This is a genomic window from Paenibacillus tyrphae, from assembly GCF_000722545.1.
Lineage (GTDB): Bacteria > Bacillota > Bacilli > Paenibacillales > NBRC-103111 > Paenibacillus_G > Paenibacillus_G tyrfis.
The window spans coordinates 46,085-70,982 of the sequence record NZ_JNVM01000011.1; the positions used below are offsets into that span (position 1 = coordinate 46,085).

The window sequence follows — 24,898 nt, forward strand, 5'->3', positions numbered from 1 at the left end:
GAAATAGAACGTGGCTGAAGCACCGATTCAAGAATCGGGCTTCGGCGGCAAGACTAATGCTTACGATGTGGCTTTCTTACGAAAGCCCAGCTTATGCTTACGAAGTAGTTTGCCCCTAGGCAAACTCTTAGGAGGGGAATCCAAGTGAGCACATTCCTGTTGGAAATCGTCACCCCCGAGCGTAAAGTGTACGCCGAACAGGCGAACATGATTGTCGTAAAGGGCGTTGAAGGGGAGCTTGGAATTCTGCCGAATCACATTCCGCTGGTCACTCCATTACGAATCGCTCCGATTACTGTGAAACTGAAAGGGTCGAAAGACACGGTTATCGCAGTGAACGGCGGTTTTATGGAAGTGCGCAAGGATAAGGTGGTTATACTGGCGGAAAGCGCCGAGCTGCCGGAACAGATCGATGTCGATCGTGCACAGAAAGCGAAAGAACGGGCGCAAAGTCGGTTGTCTCAAGCTAAAAAAGACCATATCGACTTCAAGCGGGCGGAACTCTCTTTGCAGCGTGCAGTGAATCGAATTGACGTCTCTGGGAAAAAGTAATAGTTGAACCAAAAAGACGGGGGAACACGGTTCCTCCGTCTTTTTTTTCTAGTTCTTCCGGTACGTTGAACGAATCGTATGGGATTAGGCTTCCCGACTTATGAAGGCATTGTGAAAGTGGATGAAAATGTTAGACACCCCAAATGGCTTTTGTTATAATTGGGAAGGCATAACATTAACAACTGTCCTGCAAAACAAGACGCAGGCGGGACCTAATATAATAAGGGAGGCGGTTCGTTCGCGATGTACATGAACAATTACGTGGTCGTAACGATTTTTCTCTTCTTAGCGGTATTGCTTCCAATTGCAGCGCTTACAATCGGTCGCTGGCTCCGTCCCTACAGACCGGTGGAGGAAAAGTATACGACTTATGAAAGCGGTAACGAGCCGGTAGGTACGGGTCATGTCCGTTTCAACATCCGGTATTACCTCTTTGCGCTGATGTTTGTCATCTTCGATGTGGAAACCGTTTTTTTGTACCCATGGGCCGTTGCTTATAAGCAATTAGGCTTGTTTGCGCTTGTAGAGATGTGCATATTTGTTGGCCTGCTGATCATAGGCTTACTCTACGCTTGGAAGAAGAAGGTGCTGCAATGGACTTCAATTTAGAGAGCATTTCGCCGGAGGAACGGCAGGAGCTGGAACGCAACGTATTCATGACGACGTTGGAGCAGGTGAAAGCGTGGGCCCGCAGTAACTCGCTGTGGCCATTGACTTTCGGACTTGCTTGCTGTGCGATTGAAATGATGGGCACGGGCGCGTCCCATTACGATTTGGACCGTTTCGGCGTTATTTTCCGGACGTCCCCGCGCCAGTCGGACGTGATGATCGTCGCCGGCACGGTGACGAAGAAGATGGCCCCCCTTTTGAGGCGCTTGTACGAGCAGATGCCGGAGCCAAAATGGGTCATTGCGATGGGCTCCTGTGCCACGGCAGGCGGCCCGTATGTGAAGTCGTACGCGGTAGTGAAGGGCGTTGACCAAGTCGTTCCGGTCGATGTATATATTCCCGGCTGTCCGCCGAATCCGGCCGCCCTGATCTACGGCATCAACAAGCTGCAGGAAAAAATCCGCTATGAAGCAAAAACCGGTAAGCAGGTGACCAATCGATGAGCGAGGAGCAAAAGCGAGAAAAAGCTGATGCGGCCGCTGCCGAAGAGCAGAAGCAAGCGAAAGCGGACGCCAGCGCAAAGCCGTTGGGCGATCAAGCGGAAGCCGCTTCCAGCGAGCAGCCGACGGCGGGCGAGAATACGAAAGCGAACGCAGGCGAGCCGTCTGCGAGCGATAGAGTGAAAGCGGGTACAGCCGGCGAGCAGGCGAGCGATACGGCGAAAGCCAGCGTAAGCCAAGCGTCCGCCGGGGAAGCGGTCGCAAGCGAAGAGGCTCCCGCGAAGCGAGGCGCAGAGGCAGACAGCGGCGGCGCGAAAGCCGCTGGCGGCGAAGCGCCCGAGGCGAAGCCCGCCCCCGCGGCGGCGCCGATGAGCGGCGAGCCGACGGCAGCGCCGGGCGCCGACGTCGCCAAAGCGGGCGGCGCAGGCGAGCCGCCGGGCGGGTACGCCGCGGCGAAGCCGGCAGCGCCGCAGGCAGGCGCCGAAGGCGCCCAGCCGCGCGAAGCGGACGCCGGCGGCAGCGAGCCTGGCGCAGAGGCGCCGAAGCCGCGGGCCGCGAAGGCTGCCGCAGGCGAGCCCGGCGACGCGCCGGAGGCGGAGCGCGCAGCGCCGAGCGACGCCGAGAAGGAGGCGAAAGCGAAAGCCGCCGCCGAGGCGAGAGCCGCGCGGGCGAACGCGCGCGCCGCGAAAACGGAAGGGGCGGAGCCCGAGGCGCCGAAGGAGCCGTCGCCGAACCAGCCGCTGCTGGACCGGCTTGTGGCGATATTGAAAGCTTTTCGCGCCGATGCGGTCGAGGAAGCTTTTATTAATGAAAAAGACGGACATATTCCCTATGTTACAGTTAAAGCCGAGGCTTGGCCGGACGTGGCGGATTTGCTGCGGACGCATGAGGAGCTGAAGCTGAACTACTTGCGCAATTTGTCCGGGATCGATATGGAGACCCATATGGAAGTGGCCTACCATATCATTTCGCTGGAAACGAAGCGCAATTATTGTGTGAAAGTGAAGACGGACCGGGAATCGCCGTCCATTCCTTCCGTGACTCCGATTTGGCCAACGGCCAATTGGAACGAACGAGAAGTCTACGATTTGTTTGGAATCGATTTTCCGGGACATCCCGACCTGCGCCGGATTATGATGTCTGACGATTGGATCGGTCACCCGCTGCGCAAAGATTATGAGCCGCTCGACCCGGAGGTGTGATGAAGTTTGGCCATTAGAACGGAAGAACTGCTGCTGAACGTAGGCCCGCAGCATCCGAGTACGCATGGAGTGTTTCGGATCGTCGTCAAGCTCGACGGCGAAATCATCACGGAAGCGATCCCGGTCATGGGATATCTGCACCGGGGAACGGAGAAGCTGGCCGAAAATTTAACCTACACCCAAATTATTCCTTATACCGATCGGCTGGATTATGTATCGGCAATGACGAACAATTACGTGCTTGTTAATGCCGTGGAGAAGCTCATGCAGCTGGAAATCCCGGAGCGCGCAGAGTTTTTGCGACTGATCGTAATGGAGCTCCAGCGGGTTGCCAGCCATATGGTTTGGTGGGGCACGTATTTGCTTGATATCGGGGCGATGAGCCCGTTCTTGTTCGCGTTTCGCGACCGGGAGATTATTATCGACCTGTTCAACGAGCTATGCGGCGCCCGGCTGACGTACAACTATATGCGGGTCGGCGGAGTCAAGTGGGATGCGCCGGAAGGTTGGATTCAGAAGGTGCGCGAGTTTATCCCTTACATGAGGGGCAAGCTGGACCAATATAACGATTTGGTGAGTGGAAACGAAATTTTTCTGGCCCGAATCAAGGGCGTCGGCAAATATGACGCGGAGACGGCTATTGCCTACGGGCTGAGCGGCGCGAATCTGCGCTGTACGGGAGTAAACTGGGACCTGCGGAAGGACCAGCCTTACAGCATTTACAATCGTTTCGATTTCGACGTCCCGGTAAGCACGGGCGGCGATTGCTACGCCAGATATTTGCTGCGGCTGGAGGAAATCCACCAATCGCTGCGCATTCTGGAGCAGGCGGTCGAGCAGTTCCCGGCGGAAGGCGAGATCATGGGCAAGGTGCCTCGTGTGCTTCGTCCCGCCGAAGGGGAGGTCTATGCCGGTATCGAATCGCCGCGCGGCGAAATCGGCTGCCATATTATTTCCAAAGGAAAAGATAAGCCGTACCGCCTGAAATTCCGCAGACCGTCATTCGTCAATCTGCAGATCCTGCCGAAGCTGCTGGTCGGCGAAACGATGACGAACCTGATCACCATTCTCGGAGGCATCGATATCGTTGTCGGGGAGGTAGATAGCTGATGCCGGATTTATTGCAAGAGCCGTTAACATGGACGAATACGGCCATTTTTTTCGCATGGGGCGTCGTGCTGCTTTTGATCGTGCTTGGCTTTGTGACGTATGCGATCTACTTCGAGCGCAAGGTCATCGGCTGGATGCAGCTGAGGATCGGTCCGAACCGCGTCGGCCCCCTCGGACTGCTGCAATCCGTCGCGGACGTATTCAAACTCTTGATCAAAGAAGACACGATTCCGAAAAAAGCCGAGCGTGAGCTCTTCATCCTCGCTCCGGTGATTACGTTTATTCCTGCGTTTACGGTCATTGCCGCCATTCCGTTCACGGACCGGCTGATCAGCAGCGACCTGAACGTCGGAGTGCTGTACTATGTCGCACTTTCCGGAATCTCGACCATCGGCATCGTGCTCGGCGGCTGGGCTTCCAATAACAAATACGCTCTGCTCGGCGGAATGCGATCCGCTGCGCAGATGATCAGCTACGAAATTCCGCTGGTCATCTCCATCGTAGGCGTCGTGATGATGTCCGGCAGCATGAACCTTCGCACGATCGTGGAAGGACAGGCGGGCGGGTTCTGGCACTGGAACTTTTTGCCGCAAATTATCGGCTTTGCCGTGTTTATCGTTGCTGCCATTTCAGAGCTGAACCGGACGCCTTTCGACTTGCCTGAGGCCGAGTCGGAGCTGGTTGCAGGCTACCACGTCGAGTACAGCGGCTTCCGCTTTGCGTTTTTCATGCTTGCCGAATACGTCTATGTGTTCGCCATTGCAGGCTTGACGACGACCGTGTTTTTGGGAGGGTGGCAGGCGCCGCTTCCGTTCCTCGATTTTATCCCGGGGATCATCTGGTTTTTGCTGAAGTTTGCGTTCATCGTATTCTTCCTGTTCTGGCTGCGCGCAACGATGCCCCGGATTCGGGTGGACCAGCTGATGGGACTCGGCTGGAAAGTACTGCTGCCGCTGGCGCTGGTTAATATTTTTGTAACGGCCATCTATATGGCGATTGCGATGTAACAAGGACCCGGCAGCCGGATGCCGAGGATGAAAGGGTGATTGACTATGAAGGGCATCATGAAGGGACTGGGCGTGACCTTTAAATCCATGACCCAGAAAAAAGTGACCTACGCTTATCCCGACGTTCCGCTTCAAATGCCGGACCGGTTCCGGGGCATCCAGCATTTTGACCCCGAGAAGTGCATCGTCTGTAACCAATGCGCGCGCATTTGCCCGACGGAGTGCATCAATCTGGTCGGCAAGCCGAACCCGGACCCCGAGAAAAAGGGAAAAGTGATCGATACGTACGATATTAACTTTGAAATTTGCATTTTGTGCGACTTGTGCACGGAAGTATGTCCGACCGAAGCGATCGTGATGACCAACAACTTCGAGCTGAGTACGTACAGCCGCGACGATTTATTCAAAAACCTGCAGTGGCTGAACGAGAACAATAACAACGTGCGCAAGGAGAATAACTCGGCGCTTCCGAAAGGCGGGGCGAAATAATGTTCGGAAATATCGTGGACTTTTTGTCCCGCGGCGAAAATATCGCATTTTTCATCTGTGCGCTGCTTGCCATCGGCGGGGCGATTTTCATGCTCAGCTTCACCAAAGTAGTCCACATGGTCGTGGCCGTGGCACTGACGTTCATCAGCCTGGCCGGGCTGTATGTCGTCCTCGAAGCGGAATTTGTGGCCGTCGTTCAGATATTGATCTATGCGGGCGCGATCTCCATTCTGATGATTTTCGGGATCATGATGACCAAGCATACGAAGGAAGAGGAAGAAGAGCCGAAGCGGCCGTGGCATAACGGACTGTTATTCGTCGGGGCGGCGGGACTGTTCGGGATCATCTTCTACGCGATCCAGAAATCGCAGCTTCCTTCCGGCGAATACCCGTCGATGCAGGATAATACGATGGAGATCGGGAAGCTGCTGTTTACCAACCATGTGATCCCGTTCGAGTTGATGTCGGTGCTTCTGACGGTCGCTTTCATCGGTGCGATCATCGTGGCGAAGAGAGAGGAGGACTGAGGGATGGGAGCTACCGGACTGGCTACGCCTTACTTGACGCTGGCAGCGATTCTATTCTGCATCGGATTGTATGGAGCGCTGTCGAAAAAGCACGCCGTTATCGTCTTGCTGTCTGTCGAGCTGATGCTCAACAGCGTCAACCTGAACCTCGTCGCTTTTTCCAAGCTGGGCGTCAACCCCGGATTAACCGGACAAATTTTCTCGCTGTTTAACATTACGGTGGCCGCGGCGGAAGTGGCTGTCGGCATTGCGATACTGATTGCGCTGTACCGCAACAAAGGAACAACGGATGTCAACGAGATGGACTCGATGAAGCGATAGCGCAGCTTCCGCAAGCGCTTGTCCGGAGGCCGGTAAGGGTTATCCGGACAAGAAATCAGAGATCGTGTTCTTAGGCAAGCTTGCGGCAATCTCTTGGAGGAGGACTTAAGCCCATGGTATCGGCTTATTCGCAATACGCTTGGCTCATCCCGTTGTTCCCTTTGCTGTCGTTTCTCATTTTAACGGCGGTGGGGCGCAGCTTGCGGGAGACGGGCGCTTATATCAGCATAGTGGCCGTGTTCGCTTCGTTCGCGCTGTCCGTCCTTATTTTCTGGGAACGGATCGGCGGGAACGTCGAAGATTTCACGTGGAACAAATTGCAATGGCTCCATCTTGGCAACGTTACGTTGAACATGGGCTTCGAGGTTACGAATTTGAATGCGCTCATGCTGGTCATCGTGACCTTAGTCAGCTTGCTGGTCAATATTTATTCTAAAGGCTATATGCACGGGGACGAGCGAATTAATGTGTTTTTCGCTTATATCGCCCTGTTTACGTTCTCCATGCTCGGACTTGTCATCTCGGAGAATCTGGTGCAGTTCTACATATTCTGGGAGCTGGTCGGCGTCTGCTCGTTCCTGCTCGTAGGTTTCTGGTATTTCAAGCCGGAAGCCCGGGCGGCTGCCAAGAAGGCGTTCATCGTCACCCGGATCGGCGACGTCGGGTTGTTTCTCGGCATTCTGCTGCTGTTCTGGGTTATGCCGAACCATGCGCTCGACTTCAGCTCGATTCATAATGCGCTGTCCGGCGGAAAAATTTCCGGCGATATGACGACTTGGATCGCCATTTTGATCTTCGTCGGCGCCATCGGCAAATCGGGACAATTCCCGCTGCACACATGGCTTCCGGACGCGATGGAAGGTCCGACGCCGATCAGTGCGCTGATCCATGCCGCGACCATGGTTGCCGCCGGCGTGTATCTCGTAGCGCGGACATTTGATATTTTCACAGCATCGCCCGCGGCTTTGACCGTGGTCGCTGTGGTCGGGGCGTTTACGGCGATTTTCGCCGCCACGATCGGTACGGCGCAGAACGATATTAAGCGGATCTTGGCCTATTCTACGGTCAGCCAGCTCGGCTACATGATGATGGCATTGGGCATCGGCACGACTGTGGCGTATACGGCAGGCATTTTCCACTTGTTCACGCATGCGTTCTTCAAGGCGCTGCTGTTCCTCGGCGCAGGCAGCGTCATTCATGCGGTACACACGCAGAACATTCACGAAATGGGCGGCGTCGGCAGCAAAATGAAGATTACGGCGTGGACGTTCGCCATCGGCGCGCTCGCGCTCAGCGGGATCGTGCCGCTGTCCGGCTTCTGGTCCAAGGATGCGATTCTTGCCGAAGCGTATAACACCGGACATACCGGATTGTTCTGGGTCGGGCTGATCGCAGCGTTTTTTACGGCATTTTATATGTCGCGCCTGTTCTTTCTGGTGTTCATGGGCAAGTCCCGGCAAAAGGAAAATCACGGTCCGGTTCACGAATCTCCTGGCTCCATGACCTTCCCGCTTATCGTGCTGGCGGTTCTTGCCGTCGTAGCCGGCTTCGTCTTTACGCCGTTCAATCCGTGGCTGGGCTCGTGGCTGACCGGACATGCCGAAGAAGAGCATGCTTCCTGGTTCGTCATGGTGATGTCCAACGTCGTCGGTTTGCTCGGGATCGGACTGGGGTATCTCGTCTATCTCAAACGCGTGATTTCGGCCGATGCCGTCACGGCTGGCGCACCTTGGCTGTACCGGCTGCTTAACCGCAAGTATTACATCGATGAGCTGTATCAGGCGATCATTGTGCGTCCGCTTCAGGGAATCGGGTCTTTGCTGCACCTGTTCGACGTCTATGTAGTCGACGGCGTCGTTCGTTTAGCCGCCTATACCGTAACCGGCCTCGGACGTCTCGGGTCGCGGATGCAGAACGGACAGGTACAATCGTACGGGCTGATCACGCTGCTCGGACTGTTGATTTTGATACTGGCCATTGCGGGAAGGAGGTTCATCGATGTCGGATAGTATTCCTATTTTATCGCTCATCGCTTTTTCACCGCTCATCGGTGTGCTGATCCTGATGTTTATGCCCAAGACGCAGGGCCAGTGGATCAAAGCGACGGCGATTGTCGCGACGCTCATTCCGCTGGTGCTGTCCGCCTGGCTTTACGGGCAGTTCAACCATAATCTCGAAGGCATGCAGTTCAGAGAAGAGGTACCGTGGATCCTCGTTCCGCTGAACAAAGAGACGCAAGGACTCAGTCAATTGACGGCTTACTTCTTCGAGTTCAAGTATACGATGGCTATTGACGGTCTTTCGCTGCCGCTCGTCTTATTGACCGCGATTGTTGCAACGATGGCTGCGCTGGCGTCGGTGTACATCAAGAAACGCTGGAAATCGTATTTTATTTGGTTCCTGCTCCTCGAAACCGGTATGTTCGGCGTCTTTATGGCGCAGGATCTGTTCTTGTTCTTCGTCTTTTTCGAGCTGACGCTGATCCCGATGTTCTTCCTGATCGGCATTTGGGGATATATGGACCGGGAACGCGCGGCGAATAAATTTTTGATCTACAACGGAATCGGTTCGGCGATTATGCTGATCGCTTTTCTCATCCTCGTTAGTACGGCGGGTTTCGGCCAAACGATGGGGGATAACGGCATTTCAATTCATTATTCCGGGGATATCAACGTCATTATGGAGCATCTGTTCCAGAGCGCGGATTCGTATGTGAATCAAGGCGACCTGGAGGGCAACCCGTTCTATTTAAGCGAAACGATGAAATGGGTGCTGTTCCTGATGATGCTTGTGGCCTTCGGCATCAAGCTGCCGATTTTCCCGTTCCATACGTGGATGCTGAAAGTACATACGGAAGCGCCGCCGTCGATCGTTATGATTCACTCCGGCATTTTGCTGAAAATGGGCGCTTACGGCTTGATTCGCTTCGGGATTTTGCTGTTCCCGCAGCAGGCGGTGCAGTGGGCTGCCGTACTGGCGATTCTCGGTGTGATCAACATCGTGTACGGTGCAATTCTGGCTTTCGTTCAAAAGGAGTTCAAGCTAGTGCTGGCTTACTCCAGTATCAGCCATATGGGCATCGTGCTGGTCGGCATTGCCGCGTTTAACCCGGCAGGTCTGGAAGGAGCCGTATTCCAGCTCGTCTCTCACGGTCTCATCTCGGCGCTGCTGTTCCTGCTTGTCGGGAGCATTTATGAGCGCACGCAGACGACGGAGCTTGACCAGCTTGGCGGCTTGGCCAAATCGGTGCCGTTCATTTCCGGGATTCTGCTTGTAGCCGGGATGGCCTCGCTCGGTCTACCCGGGTTGTCGGGCTTCATCGGCGAGTTTCTGGCATTCCTGGGCTTGTTCGAAAAGTATAAGATCATTACGGCCGTCGGAGCGCTTGGGATCATTCTGGCTGCGGTCTACGTGCTTCGCGGGGTGCTCGGTATCACGTACGGACCGCAGAAGACGACGCTGCCGGAGATGCGGGACGCACGGCTGATCGAAGCGATTCCGATGATTGCGCTTGTCGCTTTCATCGTGGTGCTCGGGATTTACCCGGGCGTGCTGAGCAATCCGCTGCATCAGACCGTCAGCAGCTTCGATCAATTCATTCACAGCGTTTCCGCGAAGATAGGGGGTTAGACCGGTGGAACCGATACGTCTTGAGCTAAGTGATCTGGGTCTGCTGGCTCCGGAGCTGACACTCGTCGCCGCCGCTGTGGTGTTGTCGCTGCTGGACCTGCTGCTGCCGCGTCAGATGAACCGGACCTGGTTGGGCTGGTTGTCGCTGGTGGGCATTATTATTGCTGCTGTATTTGCGGTCGGGCAGCTCAATCCTGCGGAACCGAAGCAGCTGCTTAACTTCAGCTACCGGGTCGACGATTTTGCGGCCATCCTGAAGCTGGTGCTGCTGGCGGGGGCCGGGCTGATTACGCTAATGAGCATTGGCTCGGTAAAAGAAGATGAAATTCCGCATGTCGGCGAATTTTATTATTTGCTTCTGCCAGCGACGCTCGGCGGTATGATTATGGCTTCGTCCGGCGATCTGATCACCATCTTCGTCGGTTTGGAGCTGCTCAGTATCACCTCGTATATTTTGGTAGCCATGCGCAAAAAAGACAAGCGCTCAAACGAGGGGGCTTTCAAATACCTTGTGCTGGGCGGTGTATCGTCAGCTGTCATTCTGTACGGCATGTCCTTCTTGTACGGCATGACGGGCTCGATTGTGATTAAGGAGATTAACGCGGGACTCGGGCAAGCGTCCCATGGAATGCTCCCGCTCGTTTATTTAAGCTTTTTCCTGCTGCTTGCGGGCTTCGGCTTCAAAGTGGCGACGGCGCCGTTCCATATGTGGGCTCCGGACGTATACCAAGGAGCGCCGACGCCGGTTACCGCATTTCTCGCGGTCGTGTCGAAGGCGGCGGCATTTGCGATTCTGTTCCGGTTCGTGTATAACGTCTATGCGATCGGGGATCTGATGAATCTCCCCTTCCATAAGGACGTCTTGCTATCCTTGATGGTCGTGGCGGCTGCTGCGATGATCGTCGGTAACTTCGTTGCTCTGCGGCAAACGAACATGAAGCGGCTGCTGGCCTACTCCGGGATTGCCAACTCGGGCTACTTGATGGTGCCGATCGCGATTCAGTTCTCGATGATGCATTATTCGAATTTCGCCGAGTTCGCTTTTTACCTTATTGCCTATCTGTTCATGAACATCGGGATTTTCGCGGTGCTGATGATCGTCGAACGCTCGACGGGCGACGACGAGATCAAAGGCTTGGCCGGCTTGTATTACCGGGCGCCGGGAACGGCTGTCGCAGCTGTGCTGCTGGTGCTGTCCCTCGCAGGGCTGCCGGTGTCCGGCGGCTTCTTCGGGAAGCTGTACATTTTGCTTGGCACGCTGCAAACGCAGCACTACTGGCTTGCGGCGGTCATGATCGGAACAAGCGTCGTTTCGTACTACTTCTACTTCGGCTTGATCCGCCAAATGTTCATGCGCAGTGAAGACGGGGCGCAGCCGATCCGTACGACCGTTCCGCTTAGCGTAACGATGTGGCTGTGCGTAGCCGCGAGCGTAGTACTCGGATTGTTTCCGCACTGGGTACTCGGTTACTTGGAACGCATCTTCTCGCTTACGCAGGATTTGTTCATATTTAGCTAGTCTGGGTGGATGTATGTTCCACTCATTCATGCGAAACCCCGCTTTTCCTTGACCGGAAAGGCGGGGTTTTTCGGCGTATATGTCTGAATGGTGAAAATTTGCTCTAAGGTTTTCAATTCCAGTTGCAGGGATTCGGCTTAAAGCTTAGAATGAGATAATGGGGTTAGGCTGAAGAAAATCATGATAAAGGATTCTGAATGCGATGAACGGCATACATCTTAAACATACAATATACTCATCATTCTTAGGCCTCACGATTTTCCTCACCTTCACCGGTACGGTTTATGCCTTGGAGGCGGACGATCCGTTCTATGCCAAGCAAACTTACCTCAAGCAAATACATATGAACGAAGCCTGGAATGTGACGCAGAGCAACAGCGGCATGATTATCGCGGTCGTCGATACCGGAGTGGATTTGGCGCATCCCGATTTGAAACCTAATTTGGTGCCGGGCGTCAACCTGATTCATCCGAAACAGCCGCCGGCGGACGATAACGGTCACGGTACCAACGTAGCGGGTGTCATAGGCGCTGTGGGAAATAACGACCGGGGCGTTGCCGGCATGCTGTGGAATGCCCGGATCATGCCGATCAAAGCGCTTGAAGCGGATGGTTCCGGCGGCGAGCAGAAGCTCGGCGAAGGGATTCGTTATGCCGTCGATCATGGCGCCAAGATTGTTGTTCTCTCGCTCGGCCTCAATAAATACTCCGCCTACATGAACGATATCGTACGGTACGCGGAGGAAAGAGACGTGCTGCTCGTAGCCGCTACGGGCAACGAAGGCAACCGCGTCAAATATCCGGCGGCGTATCCTACCGTTCTCGCGGTTGGCGGAGTGAATGCTAACGGTACGGTGAACGAATTGTCCAACACGGGACCGGAGGTCGACGTGGTCGCGCCCTGGGATGTGTTCTCGACGGCGATAGGTGGCTCGTACGAAGCGAAGGACGGGACGTCGATGGCTGCGCCGCAAGTCGCGGCTGCGGCCGCACTGCTGTGGGGACGGAATCCGGAGATGAAAGCGTATCAGATTCGTCAAAAGATCCGTCAAACTGCGGAGGACCCAACCGGAAAAGGGTGGAATCCGGGCACCGGGTACGGCTTGCTACGGGTAGATCGATTGCTCAACGAGCCTTATTTGGCCGACATGTACGAACCGAACAACCGTAAGGATCAGGCCAAAGTGATCTCCGTCAGCAAAAAAATTACCGCATCCTTCTCGGACGGTACGGACAACGACTGGTATGCCACGGATGCTTCCTACGACGGAACCGTAAATGTTACGCTGGAGCTTGATAGCAGCTTATCGGTGAATGTGCAGCATACGGACGCTTCCGGCGTGCTTACGACCAAAACCGTGCAAGGGGGCCAGACGGTTCCGTTCAAAGTAACGAAGGGGCGCAGCTATTTTCAACTGCAGCTTAGCGACCGCAACCGCAAAGTGGAGACGCCTTACGGGCTCACAACTTCCTTTGATATTTACCGCGATCCGTACGAAGACAACGACCGCCAGTTCAAAGCGTTCGTGCTGCCTTCCCGGAGCGTCAAGGTCAAGGGGACATTTCATCAATACAACGATGTGGACTGGTACGAATTCCCGGTTCAGCAAACCGGTTCGCTGCGTATTCATGTGATGACCGATACGGCGCGAATCGACCCGGTGCTTCTCGTGCAAAAGCAGGGAGAGAAGTCGGTGACGATCGACGAAGGAGACGACGGCGCAACGGAGTCGTACTACTTGCCCGAAGTGTTTCCCGGCAGCTACTACATTCGAGTGACCAACGTGAAGGATTATACGAATCCGATTGTTGGCGAATATACGCTCGCGATCGAGTACGACGCGAAGCTGATCGATCCGAACGAACCGAACAACCGCTCTTATCAGGCGACCGCCATCTCGATGGATACTCCGTATAACGGCCTGATCGATAAGTCGGACGACGTGGATTGGTTCCAGTTCAAGGTAGAAGAGGAAAGCTTCGTTCGGGTCGGACTTAGCGACATCCCTTCCGGCGTGAGCATGTATATGCATTTATACGACGGGTCGATGAATTCGATGGCGACCTCGATGAACAGCAGCTCGTCCGACTCGCAGGAGTTGTCCGGCCGCTTTAAACCGGGGACGTACTATCTGAAGTTGACTGCAAACCGGCCGTTCGATAACCGCATGTACCAACTGCTCGTTAACGCCAAGCCGCTGACTGGCGGATATACCGATATTCGAGGGCATTGGGCGCAAAATGCGATCTTGAATTTGACCGGCAAACAGGTCATTAACGGATACGACAACTATACGTTCCAGCCCAACCGGCCGATTACCCGTGCCGAAGCGACGGCGGTTATCTCGCGGGCGTTCTGGCTGTCGAAGCAAAAAGCGGTCAGCTACTCGGATTTGCCGGAGACGCATTGGGCCTACGATCATGTGGCCCGGGCGACGCAGGCGGGTATTATCGATGGCTACCCGGATCGGACGTTTGCACCGGACCAGCCGGTCACTCGCATGGAGATGACGGCGATGCTGGCACGCAGCATGAACATGACGGGCAAACGAAGAGGCGCTCTTCCGTTCACCGACGTGGATGAAGAGTATTGGGGCACCGGTCTGCTCAAGCAGATGAAAGCCGAAGGACTGATCGGCGGCTATGCGGACGGCTCGTTCCGGCCCGAGCAGCAGGCAACCCGGGCCGAATTCGTCCAGATGCTGATGGGGATTCTGAAATAAACCGGGCCCGGAAGCGGTCAACACGGCTTTTTCCGGACCGGTGGAACATTTCGGTGAAAGCGGGGAATGCTTCCATGGATTATTTGGATCAAATGAGCGCGTCGATGGGTCTCAAGGGGATGATCAACATTGTGGTCGTCCTGGTATTCATCGGCGTCTCTTGGTGGGCTTTGCAGGAGCTGAAGCTGGAGATGATGCTGCGACGCCCCAAAAGCGCCCAGGCCAAAATGCTGCAAATCCTGCTCTCGATCGCGCTAGGGTATCAGACCGCCCGCTTCGTGATCGACTATTTGGAGTGGTCGACTTGGTTCTCCGGAATGTTCTGAAAAAACATTTTTTCGAATAACCGAGGAGAATGTTGTCAACAATGGTTAGTACAACCGTTAAAAAATCCGCTCGGGCCACGAATGGTATCGTGACCGGCTAAAGACTATGCAACCGCAAGCAGAAATTACGCGGAGGGGGATCATGATGAGCAAAATAATCGTCCGCGGCGGCAAAAAGCTATTCGGCAGGGTAAAAATAAACGGCGCGAAAAACGCTGTCCTGCCGATCATCGCAGCCTCGATCTTAGGAACGGATGGAGTCAGCGTCATTCACGACGCGCCTCCCCTAGATGACGTCCTTGTCATTAACAAGGTACTTGAAAGTCTGGGAATCAAGATTGAATATAAACATGAAACGGTCCGCATCGATGCATCCAAAATCGACACATGCGAGGCCTCCTATGATCTGGTAAGAAAAATGCGGGCGTCGTTTCTGGTCATGGGCCCGCTGTTAGCCCGTGTCGGCCAAGCGCGCATATCGCTGCCGGGAGGATGCGCTATCGGTACGCGTCCGATCGACCAGCATCTGAAAGGCTTCGAAGCGATGGGTGCAGAGATTGAGCTCGGCCAAGGGTATATCGAAGCGAGGGTGAGCGGACGATTAAAGGGCGCCAAGGTGTACCTCGATGTCGCCAGTGTGGGTGCGACGGAGAACATTATGATGGCCGCAGCGCTTGCCGAAGGTACGACCTTAATTGAGAACGCCGCCAAGGAGCCGGAGATCGTCGATCTGGCGAACTATCTAAACGCGATGGGCGCCAAAATCCGCGGAGCGGGTACAGGCATCATCCGCATCGACGGCGTATCGAAGCTCACCGGTGCAGTACATACGGTCATTCCCGACCGCATTGAAGCAGGTACATATATGATTGCCGCCGCCATCACAAACAGCGATTTGTACATCGAAGGAGCGATCGGCGACCATTTGCGTCCGGTCATTTCCAAGATGCAGGAGATGGGCGTGCAAATTCAAGAAGATGAGAACGGCCTACGGGTGTATACGGATCGGCCTCTCCGTGCGGTAGATCTTAAAACGCTGCCTTATCCCGGCTTCCCTACCGACATGCAGTCGCAGATGATGGCTTTGCTGCTGATGGCAGACGGGACCAGCCTGGTTACCGAAACGGTTTTCGAGAACCGTTTTATGCATGTGGAGCAAATGTTGAACATGAATGCGCAGATTAAGGTGGAAGGCCGTACGGCGGTCGTCAGTGGCGGCGGCAAGCTCCAAGGAGCCAAGGTGTGCGCGACCGACCTGCGTGCCGGAGCGGCGCTTGTTTTGGCCGCGCTTGTGGCCGACGGCGATACGGAGATTACCGGTATTCATCACATCGACCGGGGCTATGTGAATATTGCCGAGAAGCTTAGTGTGCTGGGGGCGGACATCCGCCGGATTCCTGTCGAGATCGTCGATACGGAAGAAGAGGAACAAACACTCCCGCTGTTCGCCGTACAACCAAGCCTCGCTTAACGCTTATGGCTTCTATTCTCTTGGAACGGGAACCGACTCTTTCATTCGGAAAGGGCCGGTTCTCTTTCTTTTGAGGTTCTATTCTATCTTTTCGGTTCATAAGATGGTGTTACCTGCAGCCGCAGCGCCTGATTATGGAGAGCCGACAAAAGATGGAGGAACCCGTTGATGAAGTACAAGCTGACCCGGACGCAACAATCTTGGATTCGCTGGTTGGCCGTATGGCTGGCCAGCTTCACAGCTGTCGTCGTGCTGGTGCCCGGCCTGCTCGTACGTACGGGGCCCGGAAAGGAGCCGGTGCCTGCACCGCCTGCCGCAGAGCAGCCGTCTGCAGCACGGCAGCAGGACGAACTGCTTATTCCCGTTTACCGGGCAAAGGAGAAGAGAACGGAAAGAATGGCCCTCGAGCAGTATGTGCGGGGAGTCGTTGCGGCGGAGATGCCCATCGAATTCGAGCCGGAAGCGCTCAAGGCCCAAGCGATGGCCGCACGCACCTATATCGTCCGAAGGCTGCTCGACGGCGACCAGAGCAATGTCCCGGATGCTAATGCACTCGTGACGGATACGATCAGCCACCAGGCTTACGTCACCGATGAGGAGCTAAGGCGGCGCTGGGGCGACGATGTGTTCCTCTCTCACATGGACAAGCTGAAACGGGCGGTGGAGGAAACAAGAGATCTCGTACTAACCTATCAAGGGAAGCCGATCGAAGCGAGCTTTTTCTCTACCAGCAACGGATATACGGAAAATTCGGAAGACTACTGGAATTTTACCGTTCCGTATTTGCGAAGCGTACCGAGCCCTTGGGATGCCAAGCTGTCGCCTCGCTATAAAGAGACGGTAGCTTTTACGTCCAAGGAGCTGCAAAGTAAGCTGGGGTTACCCGGCGCCGTGCCGGTATCGACCGGGAGTCCTCTCGGCATCAAGGTGATAGAGAAGAGCCAAGGAAACCGTATCAAGAAGCTGTCTATAGGCGGAAAGCTATTTACCGGAAGAGAGGTTCGAGAGAAGCTCGGACTGAATTCCAGCCAGTTTCAATGGTCATGGAGTGGCGGAGAATGGCGGTTTACGACATTCGGCTACGGGCATGGCGTAGGGATGAGCCAATGGGGCGCCAACGGGATGGCGATGGAAGGACGCAAAGCGGAGGACATCGTCAAATACTATTACGCCGGTATAGTCATCGACCGGGCTTCTAATCTATTGAAAGGAAAAACTTTCTAATAAAATAGGTTTTCCCGCGTATAAATCTCGCGAACCTGGCAAGAATGGTTAGCGAGGTGATATACAAATGAGTGAACAAAAAAGAGATTTGGTCCAAGAAGAAGCTCCTAAATCTACTGAAGGAGCCCAAAGCGGCACATCGTCATCCTGGAAAAGATTGCTCGCCAAGAAGTGGGTATTTCCGGCAACGTACATGGCAGCTGCGGCAATCATCTTAACGTTAATGTGGTGGTATCAAGGGTCTAGCATCACGAAGCCTGACAAAAATGTCAGTCTTGATGCTACGAAATCCGGTACGGTCACAGGAAACGTCTCGGGCACCGATGCGGTAGCTACCAACGCGAAACAGGAAACGATGCAATGGCCGGTCAAAGAGCGCAGCGAACTGGATGTCGTGCTTCCTTTCTTCGATAACAAAGCGTCGAACGAAGTGCGGCAAGCCGCGATGGTCGAATACGGCGACACCTTCACCCCGCATATGGGTATGGATTTCGCAAGACACGACAATCAAGCGTTTGACGTATTGGCCGTTATGGGCGGCAAGGTCACGGCGGTACAGAAAGATCCGGTCGTCGGCAACTTGGTGGAAATTACGCACAGCAACGGGCTTGTTTCGGTTTATCAAAGCTTGGCCGAAGTCAAGGTTGCCAAAGACGCCGAAGTGAAGAAGGGCGACGTCATCGCCAAGGCGGGACGCAACGAGCTGGAAAAAGATCAAGGCACCCATTTGCATTTCGAATTGCGCCAAGGTCAAGGCGGCCCGGCGGTTAATCCGGATCAATACCTCGGAGATCATTAATATCGGCCGATCGGCAGGCAGGGGATCGTTTCCTCTGCCTTTTTGTTTTTCGCGGAACGGATGTCTCTTGCGAAAAAACGCTTGTCCTTGAAATAATTGTTCGCTGCGGGCTTGTCAGCCTTCCGAAACAAAGAATATAAGCGTGCGCCCCTCATATAATGTACCAAACTAACTCGAGTAGGGAGGCGAGGGGAGTGCACGATTACATCAAAGAGCGAACCATTAAGATAGGCCGCTGCCTGGTGGAGACCAAGCATACGGTTCGCACCATAGCCAAGGAATTCGGCGTTTCCAAAAGCACGGTGCACAAGGACTTGACGGAACGTCTGCCGGAGATTAATCCGGAGCTTGCCAATCAGGTGAAGCATATTTTGGAATATCATAAGTCAATCCGTCACCTGCGCGGGGGAGAGGCCACCAAGATTAAATACCGGAAAACCCGCAGTCCGAAGGCGCAAGAGAAGCTCGTTACCGTTAAGTAAACCGGCCCCGCTACAGGGCGCGTTCCCAGCCGTACCGTGAGCTGTATTTCCCAACGCGGAGGTAGGCCTATAGCCCTTGGACGCAAACGGGCCTCCGCGCTGCTGACGGTACGCCCCTTCTCCCGAACCGGCCGGATACAAAGCGATATTTGTCGAAAAATCGTTCAAAAAAAAGAGGAATTTTGAAATACATGGCGAATTTACCTAAGTAACGTATATAATAGAAGTGCCGCTTCTTTTACAATAAGGATGGACGGTTGGTTAGGGAGGATCAATAGGAATGTTAAGCAAGGATATCGGCATAGATCTCGGGACTGCGAACGTCCTGATTCATGTGAAAGGTCGGGGCGTTGTCCTGGATGAACCGTCCGTCGTCGCCATCGAAAGCGATATAAAGCGAGTGCTGGCTGTGGGCGAAGAAGCGCGCCGCATGGTTGGCCGGACGCCCGGCAATATTGTGGCAATCCGTCCGCTGAGGGACGGCGTTATAGCCGACTTTGAAATAACGGAAATGATGCTGAAGTATTTTATCAATAAGGTTGGCGGGAAGAACTGGTACAGTCACCCCCGTATTTTGATCTGCGCTCCGACGAACATCACGTCGGTAGAGCAGAAGGCCATTCGGGAAGCGGCCGAACGGAGCGGGGCGCGCGAAGTGTTTTTGGAAGAAGAGCCTAAGGCTGCGGCCATCGGCGCCGGAATGGATATTTTCCAACCGAGCGGCAACATGGTCGTAGATATCGGCGGAGGTACGACGGATGTGGCCGTATTGTCCATGGGCGACATCGTTACCTCCTCTTCTATTAAAATCGCAGGGGACAAGTTCGACTCTGCCATTATGAAATATATTAAAAGCAAGTACAAGCTTTTGATCGGTGAACGAACAAGCGAGGATATTAAAGTCCGCATCGGGACGGTGCACCCGGACGGCAAGCGCGAGACGATGGATATCCGCGGCAGAGATATGGTGAGCGGACTGCCGTTAACGGTGACCATCAACTCGCAGGAAATTCAAGAAGCGCTGTGGGAGCCGGTATCGTCCATCGTGGCGGCAGCCAAGAGCGTATTGGAACGCACGCCTCCGGAGCTTTCGGCCGATATTATCGACCGCGGCGTTATTTTGACCGGCGGCGGCGCGATGCTGCACGGCATCGATCAATTGCTGGCGGACGAGCTTAAGGTGCCCATCCTGATTGCGGAAGATCCGATGCACTGCGTTGTAAAAGGAACCGGCATTATGTTGGACAACCTGGATAAAGTAACCAAGCGCAAATTTTAGGAGGGTAACCATTCGATGTTAAGAGGCCTGTATACCGCCGCTTCCGGCATGATCGCACAGCAGCGCAAGCACGATATCGTTACCAATAATATTGCCAACCTCAACACCCCCGGCTTTAAAGGCGGCAACGGAATTAACCGGTCGTTCCCGGAAATTCTGATTTCTCGAGTACGCAGCGGCAAGGACGAACCGGGTACGGTGCCTGTCGGCCGGATTAATACGGGGGTTATGGCGGAGGAGAACGTTTCTCTGCATACGCAAGGCGATATACAGGAAACGAAAAACCCTTTTGACTTCGCCTTGATTTCGGATATTCAGGTGCCGGGCGCCCGCTTTGACAGCTCAGGCAAATACGTGGATCAGAACGGACAACGGGTGATTCAACCCCAAGCTTTCTTTACGATCTTGAACGCAGCCGGCGAACAGCGCTATTCCCTGAACGGCAAATTTTCGCTGGATGCCAACGGACGGCTGATCGATTCCGATGGCCATTCGGTGTTAGGCCGCGATGGACAACCTATCGTGCTGATGGATGCGGGTACGCCGGTCACGAATTTCCGTATGACCCGGACGGGACAGTTCACCAATGCAGAAGGACAGCCGATATTGGATGCTAACGGACAACCGTTGAATCTGCTTATTACCCGGGTGGAAGATCCGAACCAGTTGGTCCGCGAGGGCAACGGGCTGTACCGCTTAAATGCTCAGGATCAAGGCGCGTTCCGGCCGATTGACGCTCAAGACCAGGTTGAAGTGCGGCAAGGCTATGTTGAGCGCTCCAACGTTGATTCCAGCCAGTCCATGGTCGATATGATGTCGGCTTTACGGGCTTATGAGGCTAACCAAAAGATGATTCAGTATTACGATAAAAGCATGGAGAAAGCAGCCAACGAAATCGGCCGCGTCTAATCTGCTATGATATAGCTCGTCCAGCTGAGAAACACCCCTTACAGGAGGAGTTCACGTGAATCATTCGATGATCAATTCGTCCGTTTCGATGCATGCGCTTCAGCAAAAGCTCGATCTGCTTGCGAACAATATGGCCAACGTCAACAATACGGGGTACAAGCGCCGGGAAGCTTCATTTCAAGACGTGTTGACCAACATGCAGCAGCAGCCCCGCGGTTTTCAAAAAGAAGGCCGGCTTACGCCGCTTGGCTACAACCAAGGGTGGGGGGCCAAGCTTGCGACAGCTCAATTGAATATGAGTCAAGGCTCGCTGAAACCAACGAGCAACCCGCTTGACGTGGCGATTGAAGGGGCGGGACTGTTTGAAATATCCACCGCTTCCGTAGATGCAGCGGGCAATCCGGTTAGAGAAACCCGTTGGACGCGAGACGGTTCCTTCGAGCTGTCGCCTGCGGGCGATCCGCAAAACCCTGACGGTTTGATTTTGACTACGAAGGACGGGCATTACGTGTTGGGGGCAGACAACAATCCACTTCGCGTGCCGAACAACCACCAGATACAAATTCAAGCGGATGGAACGATTCTGGCCCATGATGAAGCGGATCCTAATGCGGAGGCGGTTCCGGTCGGGCAAATCAAAATGGTACGCGTGGTTCGTCCTCAGCTTTTGCAGCAGCTCGGCGATAATGTGTTCGGGTTGCCTTCCGACATTACGGCTCAGCAGCGGGACGATATCTTGGAGCCCGTAACAGCGGGGAACAACACGGTAGACCCGATTACGGTGCGCCAGGGCTTTTTGGAGCAGTCGAACGTCAGTCTTGCAGACGAAATGTCCGAGCTCATCATGGTTCAGCGCGCGTTTCAGTTGAATTCCCGCGCAGTAGCATCGTCCGATCAAATGATGAACTTGGCCAACAACTTGCGTGGCTAACGGCATTACGCAAAGCGAGGTAGGGAACTTGAGCGATAACCGAAAGAAGGCGCCTGCAGAATCGAAAAGATGGAAAAAAGCGGTTTTGACGTTCCTGAAGTGGACGTGGATTCCGTTCACCGGCATAGTGGCGCTTTTAGTAGGGCTTGCGATCGGGTACGTTTATATAGGAAAACAAGATTTTCATGAGGTTTTAAATGTAAATATGTGGCGTCATGCGTTCGATTTGATCTTTGCCGATACGTAGTGGTAAACTCCCGGGTAAGGGAGTTTTATTTTTTTCCTCATAAAGGTATAATGTATGGATGGGAAGCGTTATAGAGAGAGAATCGAGCTGCGCCGATAAACTAAGCGGCTCAGAGGGGGACGCGATTTCGTGTGGAACTTGCCCAATGTACTGACCGTATGCCGCTTTGTTCTGATTCCCGTCTACCTCGTGGTATTTGGAGCGGGATATATCAAAAGCGCCTTTTTCGTCCTGCTTATTGCAGGGCTTACCGACGTACTGGACGGCTACATCGCACGGAAACGAAATTTGGTCACCGAGCTAGGCAGCATGTTGGACCCGCTCGCGGACAAGCTGATGATGATCACCGTCATCTTGTCGCTCGTTTTCTCCCAGATGATTTCATGGCAGGCTGCAGGAGCCATGTTTTTACGGGACGCGGGCATGATCGTAGGATCAGCGATTTTTCACTTTCGGGGCAAAAAGACCGTTCCGGCAAATGCGATGGGTAAATTGACGACCGTCTTGTATTATGTTGCCATTCTGCTGATTGTTTTCGAACTTCCATACGCACATACGTACTTATGGTTTGTCATTGCCGTATCGTTTGTCACCTCTATTATTTATATTCTTCAGTTCAAGCTGCTGAACAAACGCGGCTTACATTCATAAGAGAACTCTTTTCGAAATAAAAAGAGCTCATGCCCGGATTCACCTTACTGGCAAATCCGCACATAAGCCCCCTTATATCAACCTTCACTGCTGCAGCTCATGAAGGGACATTTATATTGTAAGTTGAACCAAGCGTTTTTATACTCAACAAGAAAGGAGCATCTGCAATGTTAGATGCCACTCAAATTCAAAAGATTATTCCGCACCGTTACCCGTTTTTGTTGGTAGACCGTATATTGGAAACAGAGGTTGGTGTGAGAGCCGTCGGTATTAAAAACGTTACGATCAACGAACCGTTTTTCCAGGGACATTTTCCGGAGTATCCTGTGATGCCGGGGGTATTAATTATTGAAGCTCTTGCGCAGGTTGGCGGCGTAGCTTTATTGCAAATGGAAGGCAACCAAGGAAAAATTGGAATGCTTACAGGGGTGGACAATTTCCGGTTCCGGGGCCAAGTGAAACCGGGGGATACGTTGACGTTGGAAGTCGTGGTTACCCGGATGAAAGGCATTATCGGCAAAGCGCAAGCGACAGCTAAAGTCGAGGGCAAGGTTGTAGCCGAAGGCGAAATCATGTTCGCTCTTCAGTGAGAAGGATACCGATCATAATTGACATAAATACATAAAATTTCGGGTAGAGGAGATGGAATGATGAATACGGGGAAGCATGTGCAGGAGCAATACGAGCTTTGGTTGAAGGATCCGGCGATTGACGAGAGCACCAAAGAAGAGCTTAAACAAATTGCAGGAGATCCCAAAGAAATCGAGGATCGGTTTTACCGCGATCTTGAATTTGGAACCGGGGGCCTGCGCGGCGTCATCGGAGCCGGCACGAACCGGATCAATGCGTATACGGTAGCCCGTGCCACCCAAGGGCTCGCGCAGTTCATGCTTGCTTCCGGCAAAGCATCGCTTTCCGCGGTGATTGCCTACGATTCCCGGAACCAGTCGCCCGAATTCGCGCTTGAAGCGGCTAAAGTGCTGGCAGGCAACGGAATCAAAGCGTATGTGTTCGAATCGCTTCGTCCGACGCCGGAGCTCTCGTTCGCCGTTCGACATTTGAAGGCCGACGCCGGCATCGTTATCACAGCGAGCCACAATCCGCCCGAATATAATGGATACAAAGTATACGGCAACGATGGCGGACAGCTCGTTCCGGAGCAAGCCGAGCAAGTTATCGCTGAGATCCGTGGAGTGCAGTCGTTTGCCGACGTGAAAAGAAAGTCGCGTGCGGAAGCCGAAAATGCCGGTTTACTGCAATGGATCGGCGCGACGGTGGATGCCGAATACATTCGTGCGGTCACGGCCATCAGCCGCAACCCGGAACTGGTGAAGCAGACGAGCGATAACTTCCGCATCGTGTTCACACCTCTGCATGGAGCAGGCAATTTATCCGTGCGCGCGACATTGTCCGGCATCGGCTTCGGTCAGGTGCAGGTGGTTGCCGAGCAGGAACAGCCGGACGCCAACTTCTCCACCGTCAAGTCGCCGAATCCGGAGGAACGGGAAGCGTTCGCTTTGGCGATTAACGAAGCCAAGAAAACGGACGCCGACATCATTATCGGAACGGACCCGGATTGCGACCGGATGGGCGCGGTTGTGAAGGATGCAAACGGCGAATATTTCGTGCTGACGGGCAATCAGTCTGGCGCGATTATGGTCGATTATCTGCTCAGCAGCCGTAAGGAGCGCGGTGAGCTTCCGGCTAACGGAGTCGTGATCAAAACGATCGTCACCAGCGAGATGGGTGCAGTCATTGCCGAGCATTATGGGGCTAAAGTATTGGACACGCTGACGGGATTTAAATATATCGGTGAAAAAATGACACAATTCGAGCGTACCGGAGAGGCCGAGTTTTTGTTCGGCTACGAAGAAAGCTACGGTTATCTCGCCGGCAACTATGCGCGCGACAAGGATGCGGTGATCGCGTCGATGCTGATCTGTGAAGCCGCAGCTTATTACAAAAGCCAGGGCAAAACCTTGTACGACGTTCTGCAGGAATTGTATACGCGTCACGGCTACTTCTTGGAAAAGCTCGAATCGCGCACGCTCAAAGGCAAAGACGGCGTCGAGAAAATTCAAAGCATCATGAGCGATTGGCGCAGCGCTCCGCCAGAAGAGCTTAACGGATTGCGAATCGTTAAAGTTGAAGACTTCTCTCAAGGATTGTACGGACTTCCGTCGGAAAACGTCCTTAAATATACGCTTGAAGACGATTCTTGGTTCTGTCTCCGCCCGTCGGGCACGGAGCCGAAGATCAAAGTATACTTTGCCGTTCGAGGCACCTCCGCGCAGGCCGCTTCCGAAGCGATCGAACAACTGGTACAGACTGTAATGTCCCGTGTGGACAATCACAACTAACTTTGGGAGTGGGCAGTGTTGAAGGGAACGT

25 protein-coding genes are annotated in these 24,898 nt (G+C 54.0%); all 25 read left to right on the forward strand.

Annotation, left to right across the window (positions count from 1 at the left end):
- Positions 1-144 precede the first annotated feature (144 nt).
- On the forward strand, positions 145-552 hold the full coding sequence (locus ET33_RS14975) for a F0F1 ATP synthase subunit epsilon (RefSeq protein ID WP_036682802.1): 408 nt from the start codon (positions 145-147) through the stop codon (positions 550-552).
- A 243-nt stretch (positions 553-795) separates the two neighbouring features.
- The gene (locus ET33_RS14980) at positions 796-1,161 is read left to right on the forward strand and encodes an NADH-quinone oxidoreductase subunit A (RefSeq protein WP_025852942.1); all 366 of its coding nucleotides are present in this window, start codon (positions 796-798) and stop codon (positions 1,159-1,161) included.
- Positions 1,146-1,664 (forward strand): NuoB/complex I 20 kDa subunit family protein, encoded by a 519-nt coding sequence (locus ET33_RS14985; protein WP_028550962.1) that lies wholly within the window; start codon positions 1,146-1,148, stop codon positions 1,662-1,664. Before ET33_RS14980 ends, ET33_RS14985 begins: the two co-directional genes overlap by 16 nt.
- Entirely contained in the window at positions 1,661-2,863 is a 1,203-nt protein-coding gene (locus ET33_RS14990; protein ID WP_036682804.1) for an NADH-quinone oxidoreductase subunit C, read from the forward strand. The genes ET33_RS14985 and ET33_RS14990 overlap by 4 nt, the downstream gene beginning before the upstream one ends.
- 6 nt (positions 2,864-2,869) lie before the next feature.
- Complete coding sequence (locus tag ET33_RS14995) at positions 2,870-3,973, forward strand: NADH-quinone oxidoreductase subunit D (protein ID WP_036682808.1); 1,104 nt, start codon at positions 2,870-2,872, stop codon at positions 3,971-3,973.
- A complete protein-coding gene (gene nuoH / locus ET33_RS15000) occupies positions 3,973-4,980 on the forward strand; it encodes an NADH-quinone oxidoreductase subunit NuoH (protein ID WP_036682811.1) in 1,008 nt (335 codons plus the stop codon). Before ET33_RS14995 ends, nuoH begins: the two co-directional genes overlap by 1 nt.
- Positions 4,981-5,025: 45 nt before the next feature.
- Positions 5,026-5,469 (forward strand): NADH-quinone oxidoreductase subunit NuoI, encoded by a 444-nt coding sequence (gene nuoI / locus ET33_RS15005; protein WP_010499413.1) that lies wholly within the window; start codon positions 5,026-5,028, stop codon positions 5,467-5,469.
- Positions 5,469-5,996: an NADH-quinone oxidoreductase subunit J gene (locus ET33_RS15010; protein WP_036682814.1), complete on the forward strand. Its 528-nt coding sequence runs from the start codon at positions 5,469-5,471 to the stop codon at positions 5,994-5,996. The genes nuoI and ET33_RS15010 overlap by 1 nt, the downstream gene beginning before the upstream one ends.
- 3 nt (positions 5,997-5,999) lie before the next feature.
- On the forward strand, positions 6,000-6,317 hold the full coding sequence (gene nuoK, locus ET33_RS15015) for an NADH-quinone oxidoreductase subunit NuoK (RefSeq protein WP_010499416.1): 318 nt from the start codon (positions 6,000-6,002) through the stop codon (positions 6,315-6,317).
- A 113-nt stretch (positions 6,318-6,430) separates the two neighbouring features.
- The gene (gene nuoL / locus ET33_RS15020; RefSeq protein ID WP_036682817.1) at positions 6,431-8,326 is read left to right on the forward strand and encodes an NADH-quinone oxidoreductase subunit L; all 1,896 of its coding nucleotides are present in this window, start codon (positions 6,431-6,433) and stop codon (positions 8,324-8,326) included.
- The gene (locus ET33_RS15025; RefSeq protein ID WP_036682819.1) at positions 8,316-9,947 is read left to right on the forward strand and encodes a complex I subunit 4 family protein; all 1,632 of its coding nucleotides are present in this window, start codon (positions 8,316-8,318) and stop codon (positions 9,945-9,947) included. The genes nuoL and ET33_RS15025 overlap by 11 nt, the downstream gene beginning before the upstream one ends.
- Positions 9,948-9,951: 4 nt before the next feature.
- On the forward strand, positions 9,952-11,466 hold the full coding sequence (locus ET33_RS15030; protein ID WP_036682823.1) for an NADH-quinone oxidoreductase subunit N: 1,515 nt from the start codon (positions 9,952-9,954) through the stop codon (positions 11,464-11,466).
- Positions 11,467-11,668: 202 nt separating this feature from the next.
- On the forward strand, positions 11,669-14,188 hold the full coding sequence (locus tag ET33_RS15035) for a S8 family peptidase (RefSeq protein ID WP_036682826.1): 2,520 nt from the start codon (positions 11,669-11,671) through the stop codon (positions 14,186-14,188).
- Between the two features lie 74 nt (positions 14,189-14,262).
- A complete protein-coding gene (locus ET33_RS15040) occupies positions 14,263-14,514 on the forward strand; it encodes a DUF1146 family protein (RefSeq protein ID WP_036683147.1) in 252 nt (83 codons plus the stop codon).
- 145 nt (positions 14,515-14,659) lie between these two features.
- The gene (murA, locus tag ET33_RS15045; RefSeq protein WP_036682830.1) at positions 14,660-15,985 is read left to right on the forward strand and encodes a UDP-N-acetylglucosamine 1-carboxyvinyltransferase; all 1,326 of its coding nucleotides are present in this window, start codon (positions 14,660-14,662) and stop codon (positions 15,983-15,985) included.
- A 168-nt stretch (positions 15,986-16,153) separates the two neighbouring features.
- Positions 16,154-17,209, forward strand: a complete 1,056-nt coding sequence (gene spoIID / locus ET33_RS15050; RefSeq protein WP_036682833.1) for a stage II sporulation protein D — start codon at positions 16,154-16,156, stop codon at positions 17,207-17,209.
- A gap of 67 nt (positions 17,210-17,276) precedes the next feature.
- A complete protein-coding gene (locus ET33_RS15055; protein ID WP_036682836.1) occupies positions 17,277-18,008 on the forward strand; it encodes a M23 family metallopeptidase in 732 nt (243 codons plus the stop codon).
- 194 nt (positions 18,009-18,202) lie between these two features.
- Complete coding sequence (spoIIID, locus tag ET33_RS15060) at positions 18,203-18,490, forward strand: sporulation transcriptional regulator SpoIIID (protein ID WP_036682840.1); 288 nt, start codon at positions 18,203-18,205, stop codon at positions 18,488-18,490.
- Between the two features lie 280 nt (positions 18,491-18,770).
- On the forward strand, positions 18,771-19,769 hold the full coding sequence (mreB, locus tag ET33_RS15065; RefSeq protein ID WP_036682843.1) for a rod shape-determining protein: 999 nt from the start codon (positions 18,771-18,773) through the stop codon (positions 19,767-19,769).
- 15 nt (positions 19,770-19,784) lie between these two features.
- Positions 19,785-20,678, forward strand: a complete 894-nt coding sequence (locus tag ET33_RS15070; RefSeq protein ID WP_036682846.1) for a flagellar hook-basal body protein — start codon at positions 19,785-19,787, stop codon at positions 20,676-20,678.
- Between the two features lie 55 nt (positions 20,679-20,733).
- Positions 20,734-21,609: a flagellar hook-basal body protein gene (locus ET33_RS15075; RefSeq protein ID WP_036682850.1), complete on the forward strand. Its 876-nt coding sequence runs from the start codon at positions 20,734-20,736 to the stop codon at positions 21,607-21,609.
- A gap of 28 nt (positions 21,610-21,637) precedes the next feature.
- The gene (locus ET33_RS15080; RefSeq protein ID WP_235206722.1) at positions 21,638-21,856 is read left to right on the forward strand and encodes a DNA-directed RNA polymerase subunit beta; all 219 of its coding nucleotides are present in this window, start codon (positions 21,638-21,640) and stop codon (positions 21,854-21,856) included.
- A gap of 129 nt (positions 21,857-21,985) precedes the next feature.
- Positions 21,986-22,507 carry a CDP-alcohol phosphatidyltransferase family protein gene (locus tag ET33_RS15085; RefSeq protein ID WP_036682853.1) on the forward strand — a complete coding sequence of 174 codons (522 nt, stop codon included), beginning with the start codon at positions 21,986-21,988 and terminating at the stop codon, positions 22,505-22,507.
- A 167-nt stretch (positions 22,508-22,674) separates the two neighbouring features.
- The gene (gene fabZ, locus ET33_RS15090; RefSeq protein ID WP_036682856.1) at positions 22,675-23,097 is read left to right on the forward strand and encodes a 3-hydroxyacyl-ACP dehydratase FabZ; all 423 of its coding nucleotides are present in this window, start codon (positions 22,675-22,677) and stop codon (positions 23,095-23,097) included.
- 57 nt (positions 23,098-23,154) lie between these two features.
- A complete protein-coding gene (locus tag ET33_RS15095) occupies positions 23,155-24,867 on the forward strand; it encodes a phospho-sugar mutase (protein ID WP_407668101.1) in 1,713 nt (570 codons plus the stop codon).
- Positions 24,868-24,898 lie beyond the last annotated feature (31 nt).